This is a genomic window from Leifsonia sp. NCR5 (genome assembly GCF_002105485.1).
In the GTDB taxonomy this organism is placed as follows: Bacteria; Actinomycetota; Actinomycetes; order Actinomycetales; family Microbacteriaceae; genus Leifsonia.
Genome location: NZ_NCSR01000012.1, coordinates 45,432 through 67,158, shown reverse-complemented (window position 1 = coordinate 67,158; position 21,727 = coordinate 45,432). Strand labels below are relative to the sequence as shown.

The 21,727-nt window shown below is 71.3% G+C and carries 20 protein-coding genes and 1 pseudogene; 12 read left to right on the top strand and 9 right to left on the bottom strand.

Annotated features, from left to right (window positions below; all coding sequences use genetic code 11):
- The first annotated feature begins 4 nt into the window (after positions 1–4).
- Positions 5–1,594, top strand: coding sequence for a methyltransferase (locus tag B7438_RS11665; RefSeq protein WP_143465845.1), 1,590 nt, complete (start codon positions 5–7; stop codon positions 1,592–1,594).
- Here B7438_RS11665 and B7438_RS11660 read toward each other — a convergent pair whose 3' ends face one another.
- A complete protein-coding gene (locus B7438_RS11660; protein WP_085369765.1) occupies positions 1,595–2,107 on the bottom strand; it encodes a metallophosphoesterase in 513 nt (170 codons plus the stop codon).
- A gap of 115 nt (positions 2,108–2,222) precedes the next feature.
- On the opposite strand from B7438_RS11660, the gene B7438_RS11655 reads away from it, so the two are divergent.
- The 3 genes and pseudogenes from B7438_RS11655 (at position 2,223) to B7438_RS20845 (ending at position 4,729) form a co-directional block, all read left to right on the top strand.
- On the top strand, positions 2,223–3,254 hold the full coding sequence (locus tag B7438_RS11655; RefSeq protein WP_085369764.1) for an aldo/keto reductase: 1,032 nt from the start codon (positions 2,223–2,225) through the stop codon (positions 3,252–3,254).
- 49 nt (positions 3,255–3,303) lie between these two features.
- Positions 3,304–3,966: pseudogene (locus tag B7438_RS20850) on the top strand (MFS transporter); the annotation flags it as partial.
- A 172-nt stretch (positions 3,967–4,138) separates the two neighbouring features.
- A complete protein-coding gene (locus B7438_RS20845) occupies positions 4,139–4,729 on the top strand; it encodes an MFS transporter (RefSeq protein WP_256921994.1) in 591 nt (196 codons plus the stop codon).
- On the opposite strand, the gene B7438_RS11645 is transcribed toward B7438_RS20845, so the two are convergent.
- A complete protein-coding gene (locus B7438_RS11645) occupies positions 4,704–5,297 on the bottom strand; it encodes an NADPH-dependent FMN reductase (protein WP_085369763.1) in 594 nt (197 codons plus the stop codon). The two genes, B7438_RS20845 and B7438_RS11645, sit on opposite strands and share 26 nt — an antisense overlap.
- A gap of 144 nt (positions 5,298–5,441) precedes the next feature.
- Between B7438_RS11645 and B7438_RS20550 the strand changes: the two genes are divergently transcribed.
- A complete protein-coding gene (locus tag B7438_RS20550; protein ID WP_179150794.1) occupies positions 5,442–5,795 on the top strand; it encodes a hypothetical protein in 354 nt (117 codons plus the stop codon).
- Between the two features lie 98 nt (positions 5,796–5,893).
- Positions 5,894–8,845: a helix-turn-helix transcriptional regulator gene (locus tag B7438_RS11635; protein WP_085369761.1), complete on the top strand. Its 2,952-nt coding sequence runs from the start codon at positions 5,894–5,896 to the stop codon at positions 8,843–8,845.
- Positions 8,846–8,873: 28 nt separating this feature from the next.
- On the opposite strand, the gene B7438_RS11630 is transcribed toward B7438_RS11635, so the two are convergent.
- Positions 8,874–9,344 (bottom strand): TraR/DksA C4-type zinc finger protein, encoded by a 471-nt coding sequence (locus tag B7438_RS11630; protein WP_085369760.1) that lies wholly within the window; start codon positions 9,342–9,344, stop codon positions 8,874–8,876.
- A 93-nt stretch (positions 9,345–9,437) separates the two neighbouring features.
- Here B7438_RS11630 and B7438_RS11625 point away from each other — a divergent pair, with 93 nt between their 5' ends.
- Positions 9,438–9,731 (top strand): hypothetical protein, encoded by a 294-nt coding sequence (locus B7438_RS11625; RefSeq protein ID WP_373270194.1) that lies wholly within the window; start codon positions 9,438–9,440, stop codon positions 9,729–9,731.
- A gap of 78 nt (positions 9,732–9,809) precedes the next feature.
- On the opposite strand, the gene B7438_RS11620 is transcribed toward B7438_RS11625, so the two are convergent.
- The 3 genes from B7438_RS11620 to B7438_RS11610 form a co-directional block, all read right to left on the bottom strand.
- A complete protein-coding gene (locus tag B7438_RS11620; RefSeq protein WP_085369759.1) occupies positions 9,810–10,298 on the bottom strand; it encodes a glutathione peroxidase in 489 nt (162 codons plus the stop codon).
- A 63-nt stretch (positions 10,299–10,361) separates the two neighbouring features.
- Entirely contained in the window at positions 10,362–11,327 is a 966-nt protein-coding gene (locus B7438_RS11615) for a sulfurtransferase (protein WP_085369758.1), read from the bottom strand.
- Positions 11,328–11,418: 91 nt separating this feature from the next.
- Complete coding sequence (locus B7438_RS11610; protein WP_085369757.1) at positions 11,419–12,804, bottom strand: L-serine ammonia-lyase; 1,386 nt, start codon at positions 12,802–12,804, stop codon at positions 11,419–11,421.
- Between the two features lie 126 nt (positions 12,805–12,930).
- Between B7438_RS11610 and B7438_RS11605 the strand changes: the two genes are divergently transcribed.
- From B7438_RS11605 to B7438_RS11590, 4 genes are all read left to right on the top strand, one after another.
- The gene (locus tag B7438_RS11605; RefSeq protein ID WP_085369756.1) at positions 12,931–13,170 is read left to right on the top strand and encodes a helix-turn-helix domain-containing protein; all 240 of its coding nucleotides are present in this window, start codon (positions 12,931–12,933) and stop codon (positions 13,168–13,170) included.
- Complete coding sequence (locus tag B7438_RS11600) at positions 13,163–13,726, top strand: Clp protease N-terminal domain-containing protein (RefSeq protein WP_085369755.1); 564 nt, start codon at positions 13,163–13,165, stop codon at positions 13,724–13,726. The genes B7438_RS11605 and B7438_RS11600 overlap by 8 nt, the downstream gene beginning before the upstream one ends.
- Positions 13,727–13,843: 117 nt before the next feature.
- Entirely contained in the window at positions 13,844–14,845 is a 1,002-nt protein-coding gene (locus B7438_RS11595; protein WP_085369754.1) for an ATP-binding cassette domain-containing protein, read from the top strand.
- Positions 14,842–15,660 carry an ABC transporter permease gene (locus B7438_RS11590; RefSeq protein ID WP_085369753.1) on the top strand — a complete coding sequence of 273 codons (819 nt, stop codon included), beginning with the start codon at positions 14,842–14,844 and terminating at the stop codon, positions 15,658–15,660. Before B7438_RS11595 ends, B7438_RS11590 begins: the two co-directional genes overlap by 4 nt.
- A 126-nt stretch (positions 15,661–15,786) precedes the next feature.
- Here the strand turns inward: B7438_RS11590 and B7438_RS11585 are convergent, their stop codons facing one another.
- Complete coding sequence (locus B7438_RS11585; RefSeq protein ID WP_085369828.1) at positions 15,787–19,065, bottom strand: BTAD domain-containing putative transcriptional regulator; 3,279 nt, start codon at positions 19,063–19,065, stop codon at positions 15,787–15,789.
- Positions 19,066–19,140: 75 nt separating this feature from the next.
- Between B7438_RS11585 and B7438_RS11580 the strand changes: the two genes are divergently transcribed.
- Entirely contained in the window at positions 19,141–19,725 is a 585-nt protein-coding gene (locus B7438_RS11580; protein WP_085369752.1) for a trans-aconitate 2-methyltransferase, read from the top strand.
- A gap of 26 nt (positions 19,726–19,751) precedes the next feature.
- On the opposite strand, the gene B7438_RS11575 is transcribed toward B7438_RS11580, so the two are convergent.
- Entirely contained in the window at positions 19,752–20,354 is a 603-nt protein-coding gene (locus tag B7438_RS11575; protein ID WP_085369751.1) for a CoA-binding protein, read from the bottom strand.
- Positions 20,351–21,649: an O-acetylhomoserine aminocarboxypropyltransferase/cysteine synthase family protein gene (locus B7438_RS11570; protein ID WP_085369750.1), complete on the bottom strand. Its 1,299-nt coding sequence runs from the start codon at positions 21,647–21,649 to the stop codon at positions 20,351–20,353. The genes B7438_RS11575 and B7438_RS11570 overlap by 4 nt, the downstream gene beginning before the upstream one ends.
- Between the last annotated feature and the right edge of the window lie 78 nt (positions 21,650–21,727).

Here is a 21,727-nt window from a genome sequence, read left to right as displayed (position 1 = left end):
CCGGATGCGTTTGAATAGTCCGGTGACCGCATCCCCCATCGCCGCCCTCCGCTCCGACCTCGCCGCCGCCGACTTCACCGTGGCGCGCGTCACGGCGCTGTGGGGTGCAGAAGCCGCCGACGCGCTGCACCGCGGGCAGCGCATCCCGGCTCTGCGGGCACTGGACGCCCGCACTGGCGTATCGGGCCCGACCCCGCTGGCGACGCTCGCCGCGGTGTTCCTGCTCGGCCGTCCGGCCACCGGGGACGACCTGGCGGAGGCGTTCCCCGCGCTGGGCGTGGACGGCGCCGTCGCGCTCGGGCTGATCTCCTCGACGGGAGGCGACCGGTTCTTCGCTGCCGTCGACCTGCGGCCGTACAGCTTCGTGGATGCGCACGGCGCGGCAGACTGGTGGATCGTCTCCGACCTCGGCGAGCTCTCCCTCGGCCACGCGCTCCCCGTCGACCACGTGCTCGGCGTCGGCGGAGCATCCACGACCCTCAGCGGGCTGATGCTGCAGAACCCGGTCGACCGGGTGCTCGACCTCGGCACCGGATGCGGCATCCAGGCCATGCACGCCTCCCGCCACGCCAACCACGTGGTCGCCACCGACATCTCGCAGCGCGCCATCGACCTCGCCGCTCTCAACGTCGAACTGAACGGGATCGAGGGCGTCGAGTTCCGGCTCGGCAGCCTGTTCGAGCCGGTGGAGGGGGAGACCTTCGACCACATCGTGTCGAACCCGCCGTTCGTGATCACGCCGCGCGCCGAGGGTGTGCCGGAGTACGAATACCGCGACGGCGGGATGGTGGGCGACGCGCTGGTGCAGGCGGTGATCAGCATGGCGGGGGAGTATCTGGCGCCGGGCGGGGTGGCGCAGCTGCTGGCGAACTGGGAGTACCGCGGGGGCGGTGACGGCGCGGGCGATGGCGCGGGCGAGGGCGCGGGGGACGGATTCGCCAGGGTCGATGGGTGGCTCGACGCATCCACTGTTCCCGTCGACGCGTGGGTGGTCGAGCGCGACGTGGAGGACGCCGCCCGCTACGCGGAGACCTGGATCCGTGACGGCGGCACGCGGCAGGGCACCGACGCCTTCGACCGGCTGATGTCCGCCTGGCTGGACGACTTCGAGAGCAGGGACGTGCGCTCGGTCGGCTTCGGCTACGTGCTGCTGCGCCGTCCGATCACGGGAGAGCCGACGCTGAGGAGGCTCGAGCGCAGGCACGGGGCGCTCGGCTCCAACGAGGCGGGGCTCGGCGTGCATCTCGGCGACAGCCTGGCGGCCCACGACTGGCAGGCCGCCCTCGACGACGCGGCGTTCGCCTCGCATCGCTACGCGGTCGCCGGCGACGTGACGGAGGAACGGCACTTCTGGCCGGGCGACGACGCCCCCACCGCGATGCTCCTGCGCCAGGGCGGCGGGTTCGGCAGGACCGTGCAGGGGGACACCGGCCTGATCGCCCTCGTCGGAGCGTGCGACGGCGAGCTCAGCGTCGCGGCGATCGTCGCGGCCCTCGCGCAGCTGCTCGAGGTGGACGAGAGTGCTCTGTTCGCGGAGCTGGTGCCCGCGGTGCGTGCGCTCGTGGTGGACGGGTTCCTGGTTCCGGTGGAGTGATCAGCGCTCGACCGGCACCAGGCGCACCTCGCCGAGCACCCCGTCCGCGACCGTCGCGGTCAGATACGTGCCCACCGGCTGCCGCCTGCGGTCGGTCGGGGATCCCGGGTTGAGCAGCCGCAGACCGTTCGGCGCCGTCGTGTCCCACGGGATGTGGCTGTGCCCGAACACCAGCACATCCGTGTCGGGGAAGGCCTGCGCGCAGCGCAGCTCGCGCCCTGTCGCCTGTCCGGTCTCGTGGACCACCGCGAACCGCAGCCCGCCGAGTTCCGCCGTCGCGATCTCGGGAAGACGCTCCCGGAGCACCCCGTGGTCGTTGTTGCCGTGGACGGCGATCAATCGCCGGGAGCGCGCCTCCAGGAGGTCGAGCGTCGCCGCATCCACCCAGTCACCGGCGTGCACGACCACGTCCGCGTCGTCGATCGCCGCGAGCAGCTGGGGCGGGAGTGCCTTGGCACGCGCGGGGACGTGGGTGTCGGAGACCAGCAGGAGGCGGAGCGGCGCGTCGGGCATGGCTCCAGCGTGGCACGGCGGCGGCGATCCCTCCACAGCCCACGCTCCCGGCGACTTTTCCACCATTCGACGGCAAACGGTTCGCAATCGTGCGGCACAGGAATAGCGTCGGAGCATGGAACTTCGCACTCTCGGAAACAGCGGCACGATCGTGTCGGAATACGCACTCGGCACCATGACCTTCGGGGCGGAGGCCGACGAGCAGACCTCGCACCTCATCATCGACACCTATCTGGAGGGCGGCGGCAACTTCATCGACACGGCCGACGTCTACAGTGCAGGCACCTCGGAGACCATCATCGGACGCTGGCTGGCGCAGAACCCCGGCCGGCGCGGCGAGGTGGTCATCGCCACCAAGGGCCGCTTCCCGATGGGAGAGGGCCCGAACGACGTCGGCCTGTCCCGCACCCACCTCCGGGCGGCGCTCGACGCGTCTCTGTCCCGCCTCGGCGTCGACCACATCGACCTCTACCAAATGCACGCCTGGGATGCGCTCACCCCGCTCGAAGAGACCCTCGGCTTCCTCGATCAGGCGGTGCGCGACGGCAAGATCTCCTACTACGGTTTCTCCAACTACCTCGGCTGGCAGCTGACCAAGGCCGCGCAGCTCGCGCGCGCCAACGGCTGGGCGGCGCCGGTCACCCTGCAGCCCCAGTACAACCTGCTGGTGCGCGGCATCGAGCACGAGGTCGTCCCCGCAGCTCTGGATGCGCGCATCGGCCTCCTGCCGTGGTCGCCGCTCGCCGGCGGCTGGCTGAGCGGCAAGTACACGCGCGACCAGACCCCCACCGGAGCCACCCGCCTCGGCGAAGACCCCAAGCGCGGCATGGAGGCGTGGGACAAGCGGAACGCCGACGACCGCACCTGGCAGGTCATCGACGCCGTCGCGGCCGTCGCAGCGGAGACCGGCGCGTCCTCGTCGCAGGTCGCACTGGCCTGGCTCGCCGACCGCCCGGCCGTCACGTCGGTCATCCTCGGAGCGCGCACCGTCGACCAGCTCACCGACAACCTCGCCGCCGCCGAGCTCACCCTCACCGACGAGCAGCGCTCGACCCTCACCGACGCGAGTGCTCCCCGCACCGACGACTACCCATACGGCGCTCCGGCCATCGCCCAGCGCCACCGCAAGCACGAGGGCGGCCGGTGACCCCAGCCCGCCCGCGGCGCGCGGAGGCTCCTGCTCGACGCACCGCACCATGAACGACCGCCGCCAGCTGGCGCTCACCCTGCTCGTCGCCGGAACGTTCTTCATGGAGAACCTCGACGGCACGATCCTGGCGACCGCCGCCCCCACCATCGGCCGTGCGTACGGCATCGACTCGGCGACCGTCGGCGTCGCGATCACCGCATACCTCGTGACGCTCGCCGTGCTCATCCCGATCTCTGGATGGCTGACGCAACGGCTGGGGGCGCGCGCCGTCTTCACCGGGGCCATCGCCGTGTTCACCGTCGCGTCGGTGCTGTGCGCGGCGAGCACCGACCTCGTGCAGCTCACCGCGATGCGGGTGCTGCAGGGCGCCGGCGGCGCGATGATGGTGCCGGTCGGACGCCTCGCGGTCCTGCGGGTGACGGAGAAGAAAGACCTGGTGCGGGCCATCGCGTGGCTGACCTGGCCGGCGCTCGCCGCCCCGATCGTCGCGCCGCTGGTCGGCGGCCTGCTCGTCACGTACGCCAGCTGGCACTGGATCTTCCTGCTCAACGTCCCGCTGGGCGCTGTCGCCTTCGTGGCAGCGCTCCGGCTGACGCCGCGCGAGCTCGACCGGCAGCGGGTGCCGCTCGACTGGCTGGGGTTCGCGCTCACCTTCACCGGCGTCGGCGGGGTGGTGGTGTTCGGCGCGCTGCTCTCCGATCCTGCCGCGCCCGCCGCTGCGACGATCGCCGCGGGCGTTGCCGGGGCGGTGCTGACGGGGTGGGCGATCCTGCATCTGCTGCGGGCGGCGCATCCACTGCTCGACCTGCGGGCGTTCCGGATCGAGACGTTCCGGGTCACGCACGCGGGAGGATCGCTGTTCCGGCTGACCCATCTCGGCCGTGCCGTTCCTGTTGCCGCTGTTCTTCCAGGATGCGCTCGGCTGGTCGCCCGTGCAGGCGGGTGCGATCGTGCTGACGCTGTTCGTCGGCAACCTGGTCATCAAACCGGCCACCACGCCGCTGCTCGTCCGCTGGGGGTTCCGGCGCGTGCTCATCGCTTCGACGGCCGGCGCGGTGCTGAGCATGGTCCTCGCGGCGTTCATCGCGCCGCTGACGCCGATCGCGTTCGTCGTCGTGCTGCTCGTGTTCAGCGGAATGACCCGTTCCACCGGGTTCACCGCGTACAACACCATCGCGTTCGCCGACGTGCCTGCGGAGGAGATGACGGCGGCGAACACGCTGGCGTCGACCGTTCAGCAGATCGCCGCCGGGCTCGGGGTCGCCGTCGGCGCTGTGGCGCTGCGCTTCGGGGAGCCGCTGGCCGCGTGGACCGGCCTGCAGGAGCCCGCGGGCGCATACCGGATCGCCTTCGTGCTGATCGCGGTCCTCGCGCTCGGATCGGTCGTCGAGGCCGTGCGGCTGTCGCCTGCGGCGGGAGACAACATCCGTCCGCCGCGGCGGAGGGTCAGCGCGCCTTCGGCACCACGGTGAGCACGCGCTCGATGAACTCGAAGAACGCGTCGAGGTAGCTCTTCAGGAAGGCCTCGGTTCCCGGGTCGGTGACGGAGCCGTCCTCGGTGATCAGCCCGGGACGCATCTGGATGTACGCCTCCGGCGCATTCATCTGCGGCGCCTGCAGGAACCCGAGGACGCTGCGCAACTGCTGCTGGGCGACCGCGGTCCCGATCGCGCCGGGGGAGGCACCGATCACGGCCGTCGCCTTCCGCGCGATCACGTTCTCCCCGTGCGGCCGGCTCGCCCAGTCGATCGCGTTCTTGAGCGCGCCAGGGATGGACCTGTTGTACTCGGGCGTGACGAACAGCAGCGCATCCTGGGCGGCGATGCTCGCCTTGAAATCGAGCGCCACCTGCGGGAAATCGCCGTCGAAATCCCTGTTGTAGAGCGGAAGTTCGCCGATGTGGATCTCGGTCATCACCAGATCCTCCGGAGCGAGGGAGACAAGAGCGTTCGCGAGCATCCTGTTGATCGAATGGGCGGAGAGACTGCCGACGAAATAGCCGACCCGATACGGCGGCGTGAGCTCGTTGATGGTTGCCATGACCCCAGCATCCACCCCGCCAGGAGCCGTGTCGAGAACCATCCCGAACCGAAATAGGGCATCTGCCCGATGTCCGGCCCCTGCCTTAGAGACGAGAGTCGAACCACTCAGAAAAGAGAGCGACAGCAACCAGGGGAAGACGAAATGCTGCTAGAAGAATATGTGGCCGACAGGGTGCGGGCGTCGGAGACGGCCGCCACCACCAGGGAACTCGAACTGCTGCGCGTCATCCGCGCAGACGACGCGCAGGAGCCGACCGGCGGCTGGCTGGCGCGGCGGCGCGCAGCGCGGGCGCAGCGGGCGCAGCGACGAGATGCGTCGGCGCAGGCGGCATCGGCCGGTGCCTCGGTTCGGGAGGCGCCGGCGGCTCCGGATGCGCCGTCCGCGGCGCTACCGGACGCTCCGTCCGCAGCGGTTCCGGCGGATCCGGGCGCGCCGAGCGCGGCCGTTCCGGCGGAGCGTGCGACCCAGCGCGAACTGCAGCACGCCGGTCGGTGAGCCCCGCGAGAGACTCACTCACCCCGACCCGGATCGACCGCCCCATCGGCCAGGACTCACCCGCTCCGAGTGTCGGTGGTCGATGGCATGATCAATTCATGCGATCACCGGCGTCGAGCGCTTCCTTGATCGGGCGGGAGCCCGATCTCGAAGCGCTGCGCGACGAGCTCGCCGCGGTCGCCGACGGCCAGCCGCGGGCGGTCGTCATCGGCGGCGAGGCGGGGATCGGCAAGTCCCGGCTGGTCTCCGAGTTCCTGTCGGAGGCCGCATCCGGGGCCACCGTCCTGGCCGGCCGCAGCGTGGATCTCGGCAGCGACGGCGCCCCGTACGCCCCGTTCACCGCCATCCTCCGTCAGCTGGTCGACGCCATCGGGCTGGATGCCGTGCTCTCGGCGGCTGGTCCGGGTTCCGGCGTGCTCTCCGTCCTCCTGCCGGAGCTCGCCTCCGCCGACTCCGTGCCCGCGCGCACCGGGGCGGAGCGGCTGTACGAGCTCGTCACCGTGCTGTTCGAGAACGTCTCGGCCGCGCATCCACTCGTCGTCGCGATCGAAGACATCCACTGGGCAGACACCGCCACGCTGGAACTGGTCCGGTTCGTCATCCGCATGATGGAGCGCGGGCGATTCCTGCTGCTGCTCACCTACCGCAGCGACGAGGTGCTGCGCGGCCACCCGCTGCGCTCCTATCTGCCCGAGCTCGACCGCACTCGGCGGGCGACACGCTGGGAGCTGGCGCGACTGAGCCGCGCGCAGGTGACGGCCCAGGCGGAGCAGATCCTCGGCTGCCCGGCAGACTCCGCCACCATCGACCGCGTCTACCAGCTCAGCGAGGGCGTGCCGTTCTTCGTCGAGGAGCTGATCGGCATCGAGCACCTCGGCACAGGAGAAGACCTCCCTGAGACGCTGCGCGATCTGCTGCTCGCCCGCTACGAACGGCTCAGCGAACCAGCGCAGGGGCTGCTCCGGCTGCTCTCGGCGGCGGGCGTCTGCGTGGAGCACGACCTGCTCGCCGCCGTGTTCGACGGCACGGCCGACCAGTTGGATGCTGCGGCGCGTGAGGCGGTCGTCGCCCACGTCCTCGCCGCGGACACCACCGAGTACTCGTTCCGGCACGCGCTCGTCCGCGAGGCGATCCACGCCGACCTGCTGCCGGGGGAGCGCACGCGCTTCCACACGCGCTACGCGCTCGCCATCGAGGAGGCGGGCGGCTCCGCCAGCCAGATCTCCTACCACTGGATGGCGGCGCACGACCTGCGCAGGGCCTTCATCGCCACGCTGGAGGCGATGGAGGAGTCGCGCCTCTCCTACGCATACCGGGCGGCGGCCGCGGCGGGCGACAGAGCCCTCGAACTGTGGGATCGCGTCGACGACGCCGAGGCGCTCGCCGGGCGCAGCCGCACCGAACTGCTGTCGCGCACGGCGTCCGCGCTCCGCAACGCCGGCGACAGCGAGCGCGCGCTCGCACTGGTGAACGTCGCGCTCTCCGACACCGACGGGCTCAGCCCCGACCGGCACGCCCGGCTGCTGCGTGACAAGGCGCAATACCTCGCCAACCTCAGCAGGCCGGGATCGGTCGAGCTGCTGCAGGAGGCGCTCGCCATCGCCCCGCACGACCCGGGCGACGGTCTGCGCGCCCAGCTGCTCGCCGAGGTCGCCGGGCGGCTGATGCTCGAAGCGCGCTACGACGAGGCCATCCAGACGTCCACGCTGTCGATCGCGGAGGCGGCGGACGACGCCAGCGCCCGGCGTTCGGTGGCGCACACCATCCGGGGCACGGTGCTCGTCAATCACGGTTCGATCGACGACGGGCTCGCCGACCTCGACGCGGCCCGCGTGCTCGCGGACGGGGAGAGCGGCCCGCTCCTCCGCAACGCGGTGAACGCCTCCGACGTGATGAACCTGCTCGGGCGCTTCGACGAGGCCGTCCGCATCGCCCAGGCCGGGGTCGCTCAGGCGAGGCTGCGCGGCGTCGAGCGCACGTCCGGCGTCATGCTCGCCTCCAACACGGTCGAGCCCCTCCTCGCCCTCGGCAAACTCGACCTCGCCGAGAACATGCTCGACCCCGCGCTCGAACTCGATCCCCCTCCCGGTTTCCGGGTGCACTTGCAGCGCATGAAGCTGTGGCTCACCCTCTGGCGCGGCGACACGCAGCGGGCGGAAGACCTCCTGCGCCGCTGGCGAAAAGGGATGCTCGTCCAGGCCGAGATCGAAATGCAGTCCCGCCTCGGCTTCGCCAGGGTCGCCGCCGAGATCGCCATCGCGCGCGGCGACGCGACGACCGCCTGGCGCGACGCGAGCGTCATCATCTCCGACGTGCGCCGCTCGATCCCGGCCTACGACCTGCCGCTGCTCGCGGTCGCCGCCCGCGCGCTCTCCGAACTCGCGGCGGGCGGGGCAACGGTCGTGAGCGCTGCACCGGTCGCTGACGCGGCAGGTGGGGTGGTCGGCACAGATGTCGCCACCTCAGACCTGCCCACCGAGCACGCGGCGCACGCGCTGCTCTCCGTCCTCGCCGACCTTGCGTCCTGGCCCACCCACCCCGTGTGGGCGCCGCTCGTCGAGGCCGAGCTGGCCGCCGTGCGCAGCGTCCCGTCCGTCGAGCACGTCGAGGCCTGGGACCGCGCCGCCGCGGCCGCGCTGGCCGACGGCGCTCCCGCGCACCTTCGTCCGTACGCGCTCCTCCGCCGGGCCCAGGCGCATGCCATCTCCGGGGACCGCGCCGCGACGGAGCAGTCCGCCGCCGAGGCACGTCAGCTCGCCGCCGACCTCGGCTTCGGCCTGCTGGTCGACGCGGCCGACCAGCTCATCGCCTCGGCCGCCCCCGCCCGCCACGTCACGGCGCGCGGTGCCGAACCGGTGCTGACGGACCGCGAAGTCCAGGTGCTCGCTCTCATCGAACAGGGCCTCAGCAACAAGCAGATCGGCGAACGCCTCTACATCAGCGCCAAGACGGCGAGCGTCCACGTCTCCAGCATCCTCAGAAAGGTGGGAGCCTCCTCCCGCACCGAAGCCGTCTACCGCGCGGCGCGCGTGGGCGCGCACGGAGGGTAGGAGCTACGAGGCCAGCGCGCCCCGCAACTCAGCTGTCGACGACCAGCGCGCACCCGATGCACAGCTCGGCGGTGGGCCGGGCGCGCAGACGGTCGACGCCGATCGGCGAGCCGCAGCGCGCGCATGCACCGTACGTTCCCTGCCTGATCCGGTCGAGTGCCGCATCCACTGCCCGGATGTCGTCGCTGGTCTCGCCCCGGAGCGCCTGCAGTCTGCTCCACTCGGACGACAGCGTCGGCCCTTCCGGGTCGTGTTCGTCGTCGGCCGTCGCGTCGGAGCGGGCCGAGAGCACGATGCCGAGCGATTCGGCGAGCCGTTCCGCCTCCGCCTGGTCACCGCGTCGTCGCTCGAGCAGCAGGGCGGTCAGTTCCTCGATCTGCTCCCTGGTGAGATCACCGGCTGCAGGGCGGGAGGCACCGTGGCCGTGGGCGCCGCGCTCCGGCGCATCCAGGTCCTGCCCCCGCAGTCGTCCGTCGTTCAGGCTCGTCGTTCCGTCCATTCGCATCATTGCGCCCCCATCACGCGTGTCCGATCCAGGACAGGGTACGCCTCATCCGCCCGAAATCGGGATGCGGCGCTCGCGTACTCTCGAATGGTGCCGTCGTTCCGTGTCATCGTCTCCGTAGGTCTCCTGCTTCCTGGCGTCCGTCCCGACGCCGTCGTTCCCGCTGCCGCCGCTGCCGTCGCCGAGCTCGCGGTCGTCGAGGCCAGCAGCCTCGACGTGGTCGCCGGCGAAGCCAGGGTGACCGTGCGGTTCACGGCCGACACCGTCGACGACGCGATCCCGGTGGCCGAACACGCGGTGGAGCGTATCCAGAGCCTGGCGCACACCGGGCCGTGGCGGCTCACCGAGCGTGTCGCCGGGCGGTGGTTCCGGCGCGCGTGACCGCGGCGCGACCAGAGCGCGCGCCGCTCACACGCACCGCAGCGCGGCCGAGACGCGCGCCGCACCCGCGGACGACCGTCAGGCGGCCTCCGCCAGCGCGCCCTCGATGAGGCCGACGATCGCGGGGTCGTCCGGCTCGACCGTCGGGCGGAAGCGGTGCACCTCGCCGTTCGGGAGGACGACGAACTTCTCGAAGTTCCACTTGACCTTGCCGGCCTTGCCGGCCGCATCCGGGGTCTTGGTCAGCTCGGCGTAGAGCGGGTGCTGCGACTTGCCGTTGACCTTGACCTTCTCCATCATCGGGAACGTGACGCCCCACGTCGTGGAGCAGTACTCCTTGATCGCGTCCGTCGACGACAGCTCCTGCAGGAACTGGTTGCTCGGGAAGCCGATGACCGTGAAACCGCGGTCGCCGTACGTCTTCTGCAGCGCTTCCAGCTTTTCGTACTGGGGCGCGAGGCCGCAGCGGGATGCAACGTTCACGATCAGGACGACCTGGCCGTCGAACGCGCCGAGGGAGGTGGTGCCTCCGTCGATGGTGGTGAGTGGGATGTCAGCGAGGCTCATGATGTGAGCTTATGCACGCATACCGGTCGCGCGTCGGGCGTTCGGCGAATCCGAAGCGGGGATTCAGGTTGGGCGTCCGGCGTCCACGACCTCCAGCGGCGCATCCGGGTCGGCCGCCCACTCGTTGAGCGAGGCGTCGTAGATGGCGACGTCGTTCCGGCCGAGCACGGCCAGCGCCAGCGCGTCGGAGGCCGCCGCGATTCCCGCAGCACAGTACGCGACGATGCGGCTGTCCGTGGCGAGCACGTCGGCGAACGTCGTGCGCAGTGCGGCAGCGGGGAGGAACGCGTTGGTGTCGCGGGAGACAAGCCGCAGGGCCGGGGCGCTCACGCTGCCGGGGATGTGGCCGAGCCTGCTGCGCGCGCCGGCCTCGCCGCTGAACTCCTTCGGCGGAAGGCCGCAGACCAGCGAGGCGTCCGCACTGCCGTCGAGCACGGCGGCGATGTCTGCCTTCGACACCCAGGCGTCCGGCCGCTCCTCCGCGAGGAAGCCCGCCGCCGCGCGCGGTTCGACATGCCCGCGTTCGACCGGCCGCTCCTCCGCCTTCCACTTCACCGCGCCGCCGTCGAGCACGGCCACCCGCTCGTGCCCGAACGCCCGGAACAGCCACCACAGCCGCGCCGCCCACTGCCCGGTCGACGCGTCGTACACGACGACGGTGGTGTCGGCGTCGACCCCCACCGACTCCGCCGCCGCCTCGAACCCGGATGCGGTTGGGCGGCTGAACGGGTACGGCCCGGCCGGGTCGCTGAACACGTCGAGCAGATCGGCGAACACGGCGCCGGGAACGTGACCGTCGACCAGGTACTGGTCGAGCCCGCTGACGGAGGTGGGTGACCCGTCCTGCCGAGTGGATGCGACGACGGTCGCGTCGAGGATCACCAGGCCGTCCGAACCCAGGTGGTCGGCGAGCCACTGCGTCGACACGAGCGGCCCGGCCAGCGCCGCGCCGAGCGGGTGGGCGGACGTGTCGGCTGCGGGGTCGATGGCGGGGCCGGTGGTGGCAGCAGGGTCGGATGCGTGGGTCACGGCACCACGCTAACCAGCGGCCTCCGATCCGCCCACCGCCTGCGCAATGCGGCGTAACGCGCATCCACACGCCGTCATGTGGCGGCCGGGCTCAGCACTCGATGACGTTCACCGCGAGACCGCCCTCGCTCGTCTCCTTGTACTTGGTCGACATGTCGAGCCCGGTCTGGCGCATCGTCTCGATCACCGTGTCCAGCGAGACCAGGTGCGAGCCGTCGCCGTGCAGGGCGAGCCGCGCAGCCGACACCGCCGTCGACGACGCGATGGCGTTGCGTTCGATGCACGGGATCTGCACCAGGCCGCCCACCGGGTCGCAGGTGAGGCCGAGGTGATGTTCCATCGCGATCTCCGCCGCGTTCTCCACCTGGCGCGGGGTGCCGCCGAGCACCGCGCAGAGCGCGCCCGCCGCCATCGCACAGGCCGAGCCGACCTCCGCCTGGCAGCCGCCCTCCGCGCCGGAGATGGAGGCGTTGGCCTTGAACAGCGAGCCGATCGCCGTCGCCGTGAGCAGGTACTTCCGGATGCCTTCGGCCGACGCCCCGGGGACGAATCGCAGGTAGTAGTGGGCGACCGCCGGCACGATCCCGGCCGCGCCGTTCGTCGGCGCCGTGACCACGCGGCCGCCGGACGCGTTCTCCTCGTTGACCGCGAGCGCGAACGCGTGCAGCCACTCGATGGACGTGTCGCGGCCCGGTTCCTCGCCGACGCACTCGAGGTGCTCGCGCATCGCGGCCGCGCGGCGCCGGACGCCGAGGCCGCCGGGCAGCGTGCCGTCCCCGGCGAGGCCGTTGGCCACGCACTCCGCCATCGCCGACCAGATCAGGTCGAGGCGTTCGCGCGTCGCCTCTTCGCCGTGGATCGCCGCCTCATTGCGGCGTGCCACCTCGCAGATCGGGATGTCCAGGGTCGCGCACAGCCGCAGCAGTTCCTCCGCCGAGTCGTACGGCAGTGGATGCGCGGCGCGCGCGGCCAGGTCCGCCTCCTCGCCGTCGCGCCGGATGAAGCCGCCGCCGATCGAGTAGTAGGTCTCTTCGAGCAGAGGGAGCACATCCACGGCACCGTCGTCGCTGGAACCCCAGGCCGTGATGGTGAGGGCGTTCGGGTGGCCGGGGAGGCGGGTGCGCGGTTCGAAGGCGATGTCGTCGCCGCTGATCGGGATGGCGCGGCGGCCGGCGAGCAGCAGGGTCGACCCCGGACCGAGCCCCGCCCAGACGCCGCGGACGTCTTCCGGACGGCAGGTCTCCGGTTCGAGCCCCGCCAGGCCGGCGAGCACGGCATCCGGGGTCCCGTGGCCGATGCCGGTGGAGCCGAGGGAGCCGTACAAGGTGCAGGTGACCTGGCTGACGCGGTGGAGGAGACCGTCGGTGACGAGGCGCTCGGAGAAGGCGCGCGCTGCTCGGAGGGGGCCGACGGTGTGCGAACTCGAGGGGCCGATGCCGACGGAGAAAAGGTCGAAGGCCGAGACGTACGCTGTCACTTCATCAGTCTACGTCGGCAGACGTGCACGATTGCTGCGTCGTGGCGCTCTTCCGCGCACGGAAACGTCGTCGCGATTTTAGCAACCAAGGTTGACAATTCGGTCTAAGCAACCTAAGTTGCTCACATGGGACCAACACAGACACCAGCACCCATCGGCGGAGCGGCGGACGGACTCGCCTCCGTCGTCGCCCTCCGCGAACTCGCCGACCGACTCGAAGACGCCGAGGTCGAGCGGGCACTCCGCGACGGCTGGACCTGGAGCCAGATCGCCGACGCCCTCGGCGTCACCAGGCAGGCCGTGCACAAGAAGCACCTGCGCCGGGTCGCGGCAGCAGGCATCGAACTGAGGAGGCGCAATGCCTGAGAACAGCACACCAGAACACGACGACCCGATCGAGCCTCAGGACCCGATCGAGCGCGACGAGACCCGCGACGACCGCCGCCTGTCCCGCTCCCTGCGCGCCACGGTCATCCGGGCCGTCGAGGAGGCCCGCCGTCGCGGCGCATCCCTCGTCGAGGCGGAGCACCTGCTGCTCGCCCTCGCCGCCGCCAAGGGAACCAGCGCCCAGCGCGCCCTCGCCGCCTCCGGCCTCGACCACGCGGGCATCGAGGCGGCCCTTCGCGCCGAACGAGACGCGAGCCTGCGCGCTGCGGGCGTCGAGCCGGTGCCGGAGGAACGGCTGACCGCTGCGCCGCGTATCGCCCGGCCGCGCTGGGGTGCTTCGGCCCGGGATGCGCTGGTCAGGGCGCACAACATCGCGGGTCGTGGGCATGGCCGCGACCGCGACGGGCGCACGGCGGAGGCCGACCTGCTCGCCGGCATCCTCACGATCGAGCTCGGCACGGTTCCGCGGGCGATCGCCATCGCGGGCATCGACAGGGCGACCCTGCTCGCCGCCGTGCTGCGCCCCGCGGCGTGAGAAAGCCCCACTTACACCGCCTCCTCTCCGCTGTAAGCGCCACGTAAGCGCCGTGTAAGCGCGCCCAGGAAACATCGTCAGCATCAACTCGAATCCCATCCATCAGGAAGGATCACCATGACCACCAGCTCAGAATGGGCGGTCGAAGCCCACGGGCTCGTCAAGGTCTTCGGCGACAACCGCGCGGTCGACGGCGTCGACCTCAGCGTCCGCGCCGGAACCGTCTACGGTGTGCTCGGCCCGAACGGCGCAGGCAAGACCACCACCATCTCCATGCTCGCCACCCTGCTCAAGCCGGACGCCGGCGAGGCCACCATCTTCGGCCACGACATCCGCAGGGAGCAGCAGGTCGTCCGCCAGCTCATCGGCGTGACGGCGCAGTTCGCGTCGGTGGATGAGCGGCTCTCCGCCACGGAGAACCTCGTCATCTTCTCCCGCCTGCTCGGTCTGAGCCGGTCGGAGGCGAAGCGGAAGTCCGCGGAACTCCTCGAAGAGTTCGGCTTGACCGACGCCGCCAAGCGTCCCATCTCCAAGTTCTCCGGCGGGATGCGCCGTCGCCTCGACCTCGCTGCCAGCCTGATCGCGCAACCGCCGCTGATCTTCCTCGACGAGCCGACCACCGGCCTCGACCCGCGCACCCGCGCTCAGATGTGGGACACCATCCGGCGCCTGGTCGCCACCGGCTCGACGGTGCTGCTCACCACCCAGTACCTGGATGAGGCCGACCAGCTGGCCGACCGCATCGCCGTGATCGACACCGGACGTGTCGTCGCGGAGGGCACGGCCGACGAGCTCAAGGCCTCGGTCGGCGAGTCGTCGCTGCAGCTGCGCCTGGCGGACACCGCCGACATGGAGGACGCGCGTCGCGCCATCGCCACCGTGCTCGGCGTGGATGCGGTCATCTCGCCGGAAGGCACGCGGATCACCGCGCCGATGCGCAACGCGGATGCCGTCACCGACCTGTTCGTGACGTTCCGCGAGGCGGGCATCCACCTCACCGAGATGTCGGTGCAGAAGCCGACCCTCGACGAGGTCTTCCTCACCCTCACCGGCCACGGCGTCGAAGACGAGAAGTCCGACTCCGCCGAGGCCCCCGAATCGGAAAGGGTCGACGCATGAGCGCCCTCACTGTCATCACCCCGCCGTCCGAGCGGCGGCTGAAGAACCACGTCAGCCTCTCCCAGAGCGTCGCGAACTCGCTGACGATGGCGTACCGCGGTCTCCTGAAGATCAAGCGGACCCCGGAACAGCTGTTCGACGTGACGCTGCAGCCGATCATCTTCACGCTGATGTTCGCGAACCTGTTCGGCGGCGCCATCGCCGGGAACGTGGCGGGATACCTCCCGCTCCTCATCCCGGGCATCCTGGTGCAGACCGTCATCACGACGTCGGTCGTGACGGGCGTGCAGCTGCGCGAGGACATGGACAAGGGCGTGTTCGACCGCTTCAAATCCCTGCCGATCGCGCGCATCGCGCCGCTCGCCGGTGCGCTCCTCGCCGACACGCTCCGCTACGCCATCGCGACGACCATCACGTTCGTCGTCGGCTTCGCGATGGGCTACCGACCGGAAGGCGGCCTGGGCTTCGTGATCCTCGCCGGTCTGCTGGTGATCGTGTGCAGCTGGGCGATCAGCTGGATCTTCGCGTTCTTCGGCGTGATCGCCCGCACGGCCAGCAGCGTGCAGGGCATCTCGTTCATGGTGCTGTTCCCGCTGACGTTCCTCTCGAACGCATACGTGCCGGTGGACAAGCTGCCCGAATGGCTGCAGTGGTTCGTCAACATCAACCCGGTCTCGCACCTGGTGACGGCGGTGCGCAACCTCGCGAACGACGGCACGTTCGGGTCCGACGGTCTGATCGCCCTCCTCGGCGCGGCGGTCATCGTCGCGGTGTTCGCGCCGCTCACTGTCCGCGCGTACATGCGCAAGGCGTAACCCGCCGCCTCCGCTCAGGCGGAACATCGGCACGACGCGCCGTCCGCGTCTCCGTTCCTACGGAGATCCGGGCGGCGCGTCGTGCTTTCTCCGCGCGAGCGGAGCGCGCAGGGGCGCTGTCCGCCCTCAGTAGCGCAGCGACTGCAGCAGCGCGTATCCGGCCGTCGTCGCCTCGTCGCGCGGAATCTCGGCGGCAGCGGCGACCGCCGCGTCCACCCGCTCGGCGCCGTGGGCGGCGACGAGCTCGTCGCGCAGCAGGACCCGGTTGAGGCTGGGGAGGTCTTGGCGGGCGTTCATCCGGGTGGCCAGCCCGTACATCCGGAAGCCGGCGTCCAGCCAGGCCGGGTCGGCGGCTCGCTCGTTCGACGGTTCGAGCATCCATCCGGCCAGGCCGAGCAGGCCGCTGCCGACCACGGGCTTGTCCACGTACGACGACTGGAAGCGGTGGCTGACCAGCATCCGTGTGCGCAGCTCCCTGGCCAGCTCGGCGACCCGCTCGGGCCCGACCACGTCGGGGGACCGGTGGCCGACCCGCTGCAGGGCGAGCAGTGCCGCCCCGGCGAGGATCACCAGCCACGGGTTGGTGATCGCGTCCGACCGGCCGAACACGCCGACCGATTCGAGGAAGAGCCGGACGCCTTCCGCGTCGTCGTCCTCCAGGAGCGCGATCTCGGCGAGGCCGGCGTATGCGACGCCGAGGTAGTCGACGTAGTCGAAGCCCGTGTCGTCCTGGTCGCGCAGGTAGCGTTCGAGAAGGTAGCGGCCGCGGTCGAGTTCGCCGAGCGTCACCGAGTTGATCGCCACGATCCAGTCGATCTGACGCACGTCGCCCATCGCCTGCAGCTGCCCGAAACCGAACTGGGCGCGGTCGGCCCACAGGATGGCCTCGGCCGGATGCGCCAGCTCGCTGTGCACCTGCGCGAGCGCCTGGGCGGCGGATGCGGTGGTCCAGGTGTCCTCCGCGGCCAGCGCCTTCTCCCAGGCGCGCTGGGCGCTCTCGCTGGCGCCGTCGAGGTCGCCCGCGTTCTCGGCGAACTGGGCGAGCAGCAGCTCGCCCATCGCGGCGAGGCCGGGGTCCTGGGACGCCCTGAGCCGTTCGAGGAGCGCCATCGTCTGAGCGATCCTGCCGCCGAGGGAGACCGCGTCGGCCAGCGCGTCGAGGCGGTCGTCGCGGAGGGCGGCGGTGCCGCGTGCCCGCTTCAGCCGGCTGATCGCACGGAGCGCGGTGCGGTGCTCGGTGAACAGGAACGTCCCGCCGAGGATCGTGTACGCGGCGACGGCGTCGATGCGTTCGTCCTCGCCCTCCGGCTCCCAGCCGGCCAGCGCCTCCATCACCACGGGACTGAACCCGACCACCTCGGTGTGCGCGCTGCGCAGCGACCAGTAGTACGCGAGCGTCGCGAACACGGCGACAATGGTCGGAGCATCCCGGTGTTCGAGCGCGACGCGCAGGATCGCGACGAGGTTGTCCTGTTCCACCGTCACCCGCCGGAACTGCGGAACCTGGTCGCGCCCGCTCATGCTGCCGAGCGCATCCCGGGCGAACGTGCGCGCCCACGCGGCCATCCGCTGCTGCACGAGCTCGGTCTCCCCGGCCTCCGCGAGGGCGAGGTCTCCGAACTCGCGCACCGTCTCTAGCTGGTGGTAGCGCACGACGCCGGTCTCGTCCTCGGTGACGGTGACGAGCGACTGGCTGACCAGCGCATCCAGGTCGTCGAGCACGCGGGAGGCGTCCTCGCCGGACACCGCCTCTGCGGCGGTCGAGCTGAACCCGTCCGGGAACCGCGACAGCCGCCGCAGCAGAGCGCGCTCCGACGAGCCGAGCAGGTTCCAGCTCCAGTCGATGACGGCCAGCAGGGTGCGGTGCCGCTCCGGGGCGGTGCGCTCGCCGCCGGTGAGCAGCGCGAAGCGGTTGCCGAGGCGGCGGGCGATCTCGTCCACCGACATCGACCGCGTGCGTGCTGCCGCGAGCTCGATCGCGAGCGGGAGGCCGTCGAGCCGCTCGCATAGCTCGGCGACGGTGTCGAGCGGCAGGACGACGCCGGGCCTGGCCGCGCGCGCCCGCTCCACGAACAGGTCGACGGCCGGACCGCGCACGGAGTCGGCCCCTCCGGCATCCCGGGCCGTGCTCGGCAGCGAGTCCAGCGGGTAGACGTGCTCGGCGCCGATCGCGAGCGGCGCCCTGCTGGTGGCGAGCACCCGCACGGTCGTCACGGATTCCAGGATGTCCGCGATCCACGCCGCCGCCGCATCCACCACGTGCTCGCAGTTGTCGACGATCAGCAGCGTCTCCCGCTCGCCGAGCACGCCCAGGATGCGCGAGCGCAGGTCGACGCGCGCGCCCGGATCGCCCGGGCGGGTGGCGTTGGCCTCCCGGATGCCGAGGGTGGAGGCGATGGCGAGCGTCACGTCGTCGCCGTTGCGCACGCTCGCAAGCTCCACGAACACCACCGACGGGATGCGCAGAGCCCGGTGACCGACCTCCTGCGCGAGCCGCGTCTTGCCGAGCCCGCCCGCGCCGAGGATCGTGGTGAGCCGGGAGGTCGCGATCAGGTCTTCGAGCGCATCCAGGTCGTACTCGCGGCCGATCAGCGCGTTGGGTGCCGCGCGCAGGCCGATGCGCAGCCGCGACGGTGCCGGCGGGGCGGCCGGCGCATCGTCCTCGACCAGCAGGGCGGCGTTGTACGCGACCAGCTCGGGGCCGGGGCGGGTGCCCAGCCGGTCGAGCAGCGTCTCCTTCACCTCGGCGAACACGTGGAGGGCGTCGGAGCGTCGGCCGGCGGCGTCGAGGGCGCGCATCCGTTCGAGGTGGAGCTGTTCGTTCAGCGGGGCGGCCTCGGCGAGGCGGCGCAGGTCGTCCAGGGCCGCTTCCGGGTCGCCGAGCAGTCTGGCCGCCCTCGCCCGCAGGAGCAGTAATTCGTCGTGGAGTTCCGCGGCCGTCCTGCCCAGCGCGTCGGCCAGGGGAGTGCCGCCGAGTTCTCCGCCGGGCTCTCCGCGCCAGAGTGCGAGAGCGGCGGCCGTCTCGGCGGCGATGGTCGCCGCATCCCCGTCCCTGTCCGCCTGGCGCGCCCGCTCCAGGTGACGGCGGGCGAGCCCGAGGTCGGTGGCGGCGTCGTCCACCCCGAGGGCGTACCCGCTCGGCGTGGACTCCAGCAGCCCGTCGGCGGTGACCGTGCGCACCCGGGAGACGAGCGTCTGCAGTGCTGCCCGCTCCTGCCGCGGAGGGGTGTCGTCCCACAGGTCGGAGACGAGCGACGGCACGGACAGCGAACCGCGCGCGAGCACGAGCGCGACGATCAGGCTCTTCCCGAGCACGCCGGAGGGTTCGGCGAGTGCACCGGACCTGTCCTCGACCAGCACGGGGCCGAGGATCGCGATCCGGGGGGACGACGGCCGAGACTCCACCTGCCGATAGTAGCGAGCGCAGCCGACGGCGAGCCCCACCCGCGCGTAGGCTCAGGGCGAAGGCGAAGGAGGATCATGGCGTTCGACTGGTCTGAGTTCTACACCGCCCAGGGCGGACGGGGTGTGCGGGGCACGTTCCTCAGCGGCCTCGACGCCTGGCAGGGGGATGCGCCCGGCGACGCCGTCGACCTCGGCTGCGGCGACGGCATCGAGACCGCCTATCTCGCCGAGCGCGGCTGGCGCGTGCTGGCGGTGGATGCGGACCCCGGCGTCGAGGAGCGCGTCACCGCGGCGGTCGGGCCGGAGTCCGCCGACCTCGTCGAGGTGCGCAGCACCGGCTTCGAGACGCTCGGGGCGCTCCCGGCGAGCGACTTCGTCTACGCCGGGTTCGCGCTGCCGTTCTGCGATGCGACGCACTTCCCGTATCTGTGGGCGGACATCCGGGATGCGCTGCGCCCGGGCGCGATCTTCGCGGGCGAGTTCTTCGGCCCGCACGACGAATGGTTCGGCCGCCCCCGGATGAACTTCCACGACCGCGCGGGTGTGGAGGGCATGCTCACCGGCCTCGAAACGCTGCACCTGGCCGAGGAGGACCGCCGCGGCATGTCGTTCGAGGGCCCCAAGCACTGGCACGTCTTCCACGTCGTCGCCCGCGCCTGACGGGGCGACGCGGGGACGCGAGGGCGTCAGCGGAGGGTTTTGCGGGCGGTGATCTGGCCGGTGTCGAAACCGAGGAGGTGCAGGCCGCCGTGGAAGCGGGCGTGCTCGATCTTGATGCAGCGGTCCATCACGACCGTGAGCCCCTTGGACTCTCCATACTCCGCGGCCTCCTGGTTCCAGATGCCGAGCTGCACCCAGATGGTGGGGGAGCCGACCGCCAGCACCTCGTCGATCACGGCGGGCAGGTCGCTCGGCTTGCGGAACACATCCACGATGTCTGGCACCTCGGGCAGCGACGCCAGGTCGGGGTATGCCTTCTCGCCCAGGATGGTGTCGGCGTTCGGGTTGACGAAGTAGACCCGGAAGTCGGTCGACTGCTGCAGGTATGTGCCGACGAAGTAGCTGGAGCGCGCGGGGTTGGGCGATGCGCCGACGATCGCGACCGACTTCGCCGAGCGCAGGATGCGCAGCCGTTCCTTGGCGTCCGGACCGACCCAGGTGCGCTGCGACTTGAGCAGCTTCGCCAGCGGGGAGGAGGCGGGGACGGCGCAGCTCAGCCCGTTGGCCAGCTGCACCTGCTCGGTGCCGCCGGATGCGCCGGATCCGGCAGCGGTGTCTGCGATCGTCATGCGTTCGTCTCCTTCACGGCGATGGTGAGGGCCTGATCCAGATCGTAGATGATGTCGTCCACGTCTTCGATCCCGACGCTGATGCGCACGACGCCGGGCAGCACCCCCGCATCCAGCAGCTGCTGCTCGGTGAGCTGCGCGTGGGTGGTGGAGGCCGGGTGGATGACGAGGGTCTTGGCGTCGCCGATGTTGGCGAGGTGGCTGGCCAGGTTGACCGATTCGATGAACGTCTGGCCGACGGCGCGACCGCCCTTGACGACGAAGCTGAACACGCTGCCGGCGCCCTTCGGTAGGTACTTCTGCGCCCGGTCGTGGTGAGGATGCGCGGGGAGGCCCGCCCAGAACACCGACTCGATGCGCGGGTCGGCGTCCAGCCATTCGGCCACGGCGCGGGCGTTGTCCACGTGCGCCTGGATGCGGTACGGCAGGGTCTCGACGCCCTGCGCGAGCAGGAAGGCGGAGTGCGGGGCGAGCGAGGGCCCGATGTCGCGCAGCTGCTCGGCACGGAGGCGGGTGAGGAAGGCGTATTCGGCGAAGTTGCCCGACCATTCGAGCCCGCCGTACGAGGGGACGGGCTGGCCGAACAGCGGGAACTTCTCGCTGTGCCAGTCGAAGCGTCCGCTCTCCACGACCACGCCGCCGAGGGTGGTCCCGTGGCCGCCGAGGAACTTGGTGGCCGAGTGGATGACGATGTCGGCACCCCACTCGATCGGCCGGTTGAGGTACGGCGTCGCGATGGTCGAGTCGATGATGAGCGGGATCCCCGCCGCGTGCGCCACCTCGGCGAGGCCTTCGATGTCGGCGATCTCGCCGGACGGGTTCGCGATGGTCTCCGCGAAGAGCAGCTTGGTCTTGTCGGTGATCGCCGCGGCGTAGTCCGCCGGGTCGGCGCTCTGGACGAACGTGGTCTCGACGCCGAAGCGGCGCAGGGTGACGTCGAGCTGGGTGATCGAGCCGCCGTAGAGGTTGGCGGACGCCACGATGTGGTCTCCCGCGCCGGCGAGTGAGGCGAAGGTGATGTACTGCGCGCTCAGGCCGCTGGCGGTGGCGACGGCGCCGAGGCCGCCCTCCAGGCTGGCGACGCGCTCCTCGAACGATGCGACGGTCGGGTTGGCCAGGCGCGAGTAGATGTTGCCGTACTTCTGCAGGGCGAAGCGGGCGGCGGCGTCCGCGGTGTCGTCGAAGACGAACGCGCTGGTCTGGTAGATCGGGAGGGCGCGGGCGCCGGTCACCGGATCGGGGATGTTGCCCGCGTGAATCGCACGCGTGCGGAAGCCGTATTCGCGATCTGCCATGCGGCCACGCTACCGGAGCGCGGGAGGCGCATCCCTCCGCCGTCGTAACAGACCGCAACCGGGCCTTGTGGTACAGTT

What these genes read in the sequence shown, in the direction of transcription:
- B7438_RS11665 (WP_143465845.1), top strand. Translation starts at nt 5, where the DNA reads ATGCGTTTGAATAGTCCGGTGACCGCATCCCCCATCGCCGCCCTCCGC.
- B7438_RS11660 (WP_085369765.1), bottom strand. Translation starts at nt 2,107, where the DNA reads ATGCCCGACGCGCCGCTCCGCCTCCTGCTGGTCTCCGACACCCACGTC.
- B7438_RS11655 (WP_085369764.1), top strand. Translation starts at nt 2,223, where the DNA reads ATGGAACTTCGCACTCTCGGAAACAGCGGCACGATCGTGTCGGAATAC.
- B7438_RS11645 (WP_085369763.1), bottom strand. Translation starts at nt 5,297, where the DNA reads ATGGCAACCATCAACGAGCTCACGCCGCCGTATCGGGTCGGCTATTTC.
- B7438_RS20550 (WP_179150794.1), top strand. Translation starts at nt 5,442, where the DNA reads ATGCTGCTAGAAGAATATGTGGCCGACAGGGTGCGGGCGTCGGAGACG.
- B7438_RS11635 (WP_085369761.1), top strand. Translation starts at nt 5,894, where the DNA reads ATGCGATCACCGGCGTCGAGCGCTTCCTTGATCGGGCGGGAGCCCGAT.
- B7438_RS11630 (WP_085369760.1), bottom strand. Translation starts at nt 9,344, where the DNA reads ATGGACGGAACGACGAGCCTGAACGACGGACGACTGCGGGGGCAGGAC.
- B7438_RS11625 (WP_373270194.1), top strand. Translation starts at nt 9,438, where the DNA reads ATGGTGCCGTCGTTCCGTGTCATCGTCTCCGTAGGTCTCCTGCTTCCT.
- B7438_RS11620 (WP_085369759.1), bottom strand. Translation starts at nt 10,298, where the DNA reads ATGAGCCTCGCTGACATCCCACTCACCACCATCGACGGAGGCACCACC.
- B7438_RS11605 (WP_085369756.1), top strand. Translation starts at nt 12,931, where the DNA reads ATGGGACCAACACAGACACCAGCACCCATCGGCGGAGCGGCGGACGGA.
- B7438_RS11600 (WP_085369755.1), top strand. Translation starts at nt 13,163, where the DNA reads ATGCCTGAGAACAGCACACCAGAACACGACGACCCGATCGAGCCTCAG.
- B7438_RS11595 (WP_085369754.1), top strand. Translation starts at nt 13,844, where the DNA reads ATGACCACCAGCTCAGAATGGGCGGTCGAAGCCCACGGGCTCGTCAAG.
- B7438_RS11590 (WP_085369753.1), top strand. Translation starts at nt 14,842, where the DNA reads ATGAGCGCCCTCACTGTCATCACCCCGCCGTCCGAGCGGCGGCTGAAG.
- B7438_RS11580 (WP_085369752.1), top strand. Translation starts at nt 19,141, where the DNA reads ATGGCGTTCGACTGGTCTGAGTTCTACACCGCCCAGGGCGGACGGGGT.
- B7438_RS11575 (WP_085369751.1), bottom strand. Translation starts at nt 20,354, where the DNA reads ATGACGATCGCAGACACCGCTGCCGGATCCGGCGCATCCGGCGGCACC.
- B7438_RS11570 (WP_085369750.1), bottom strand. Translation starts at nt 21,649, where the DNA reads ATGGCAGATCGCGAATACGGCTTCCGCACGCGTGCGATTCACGCGGGC.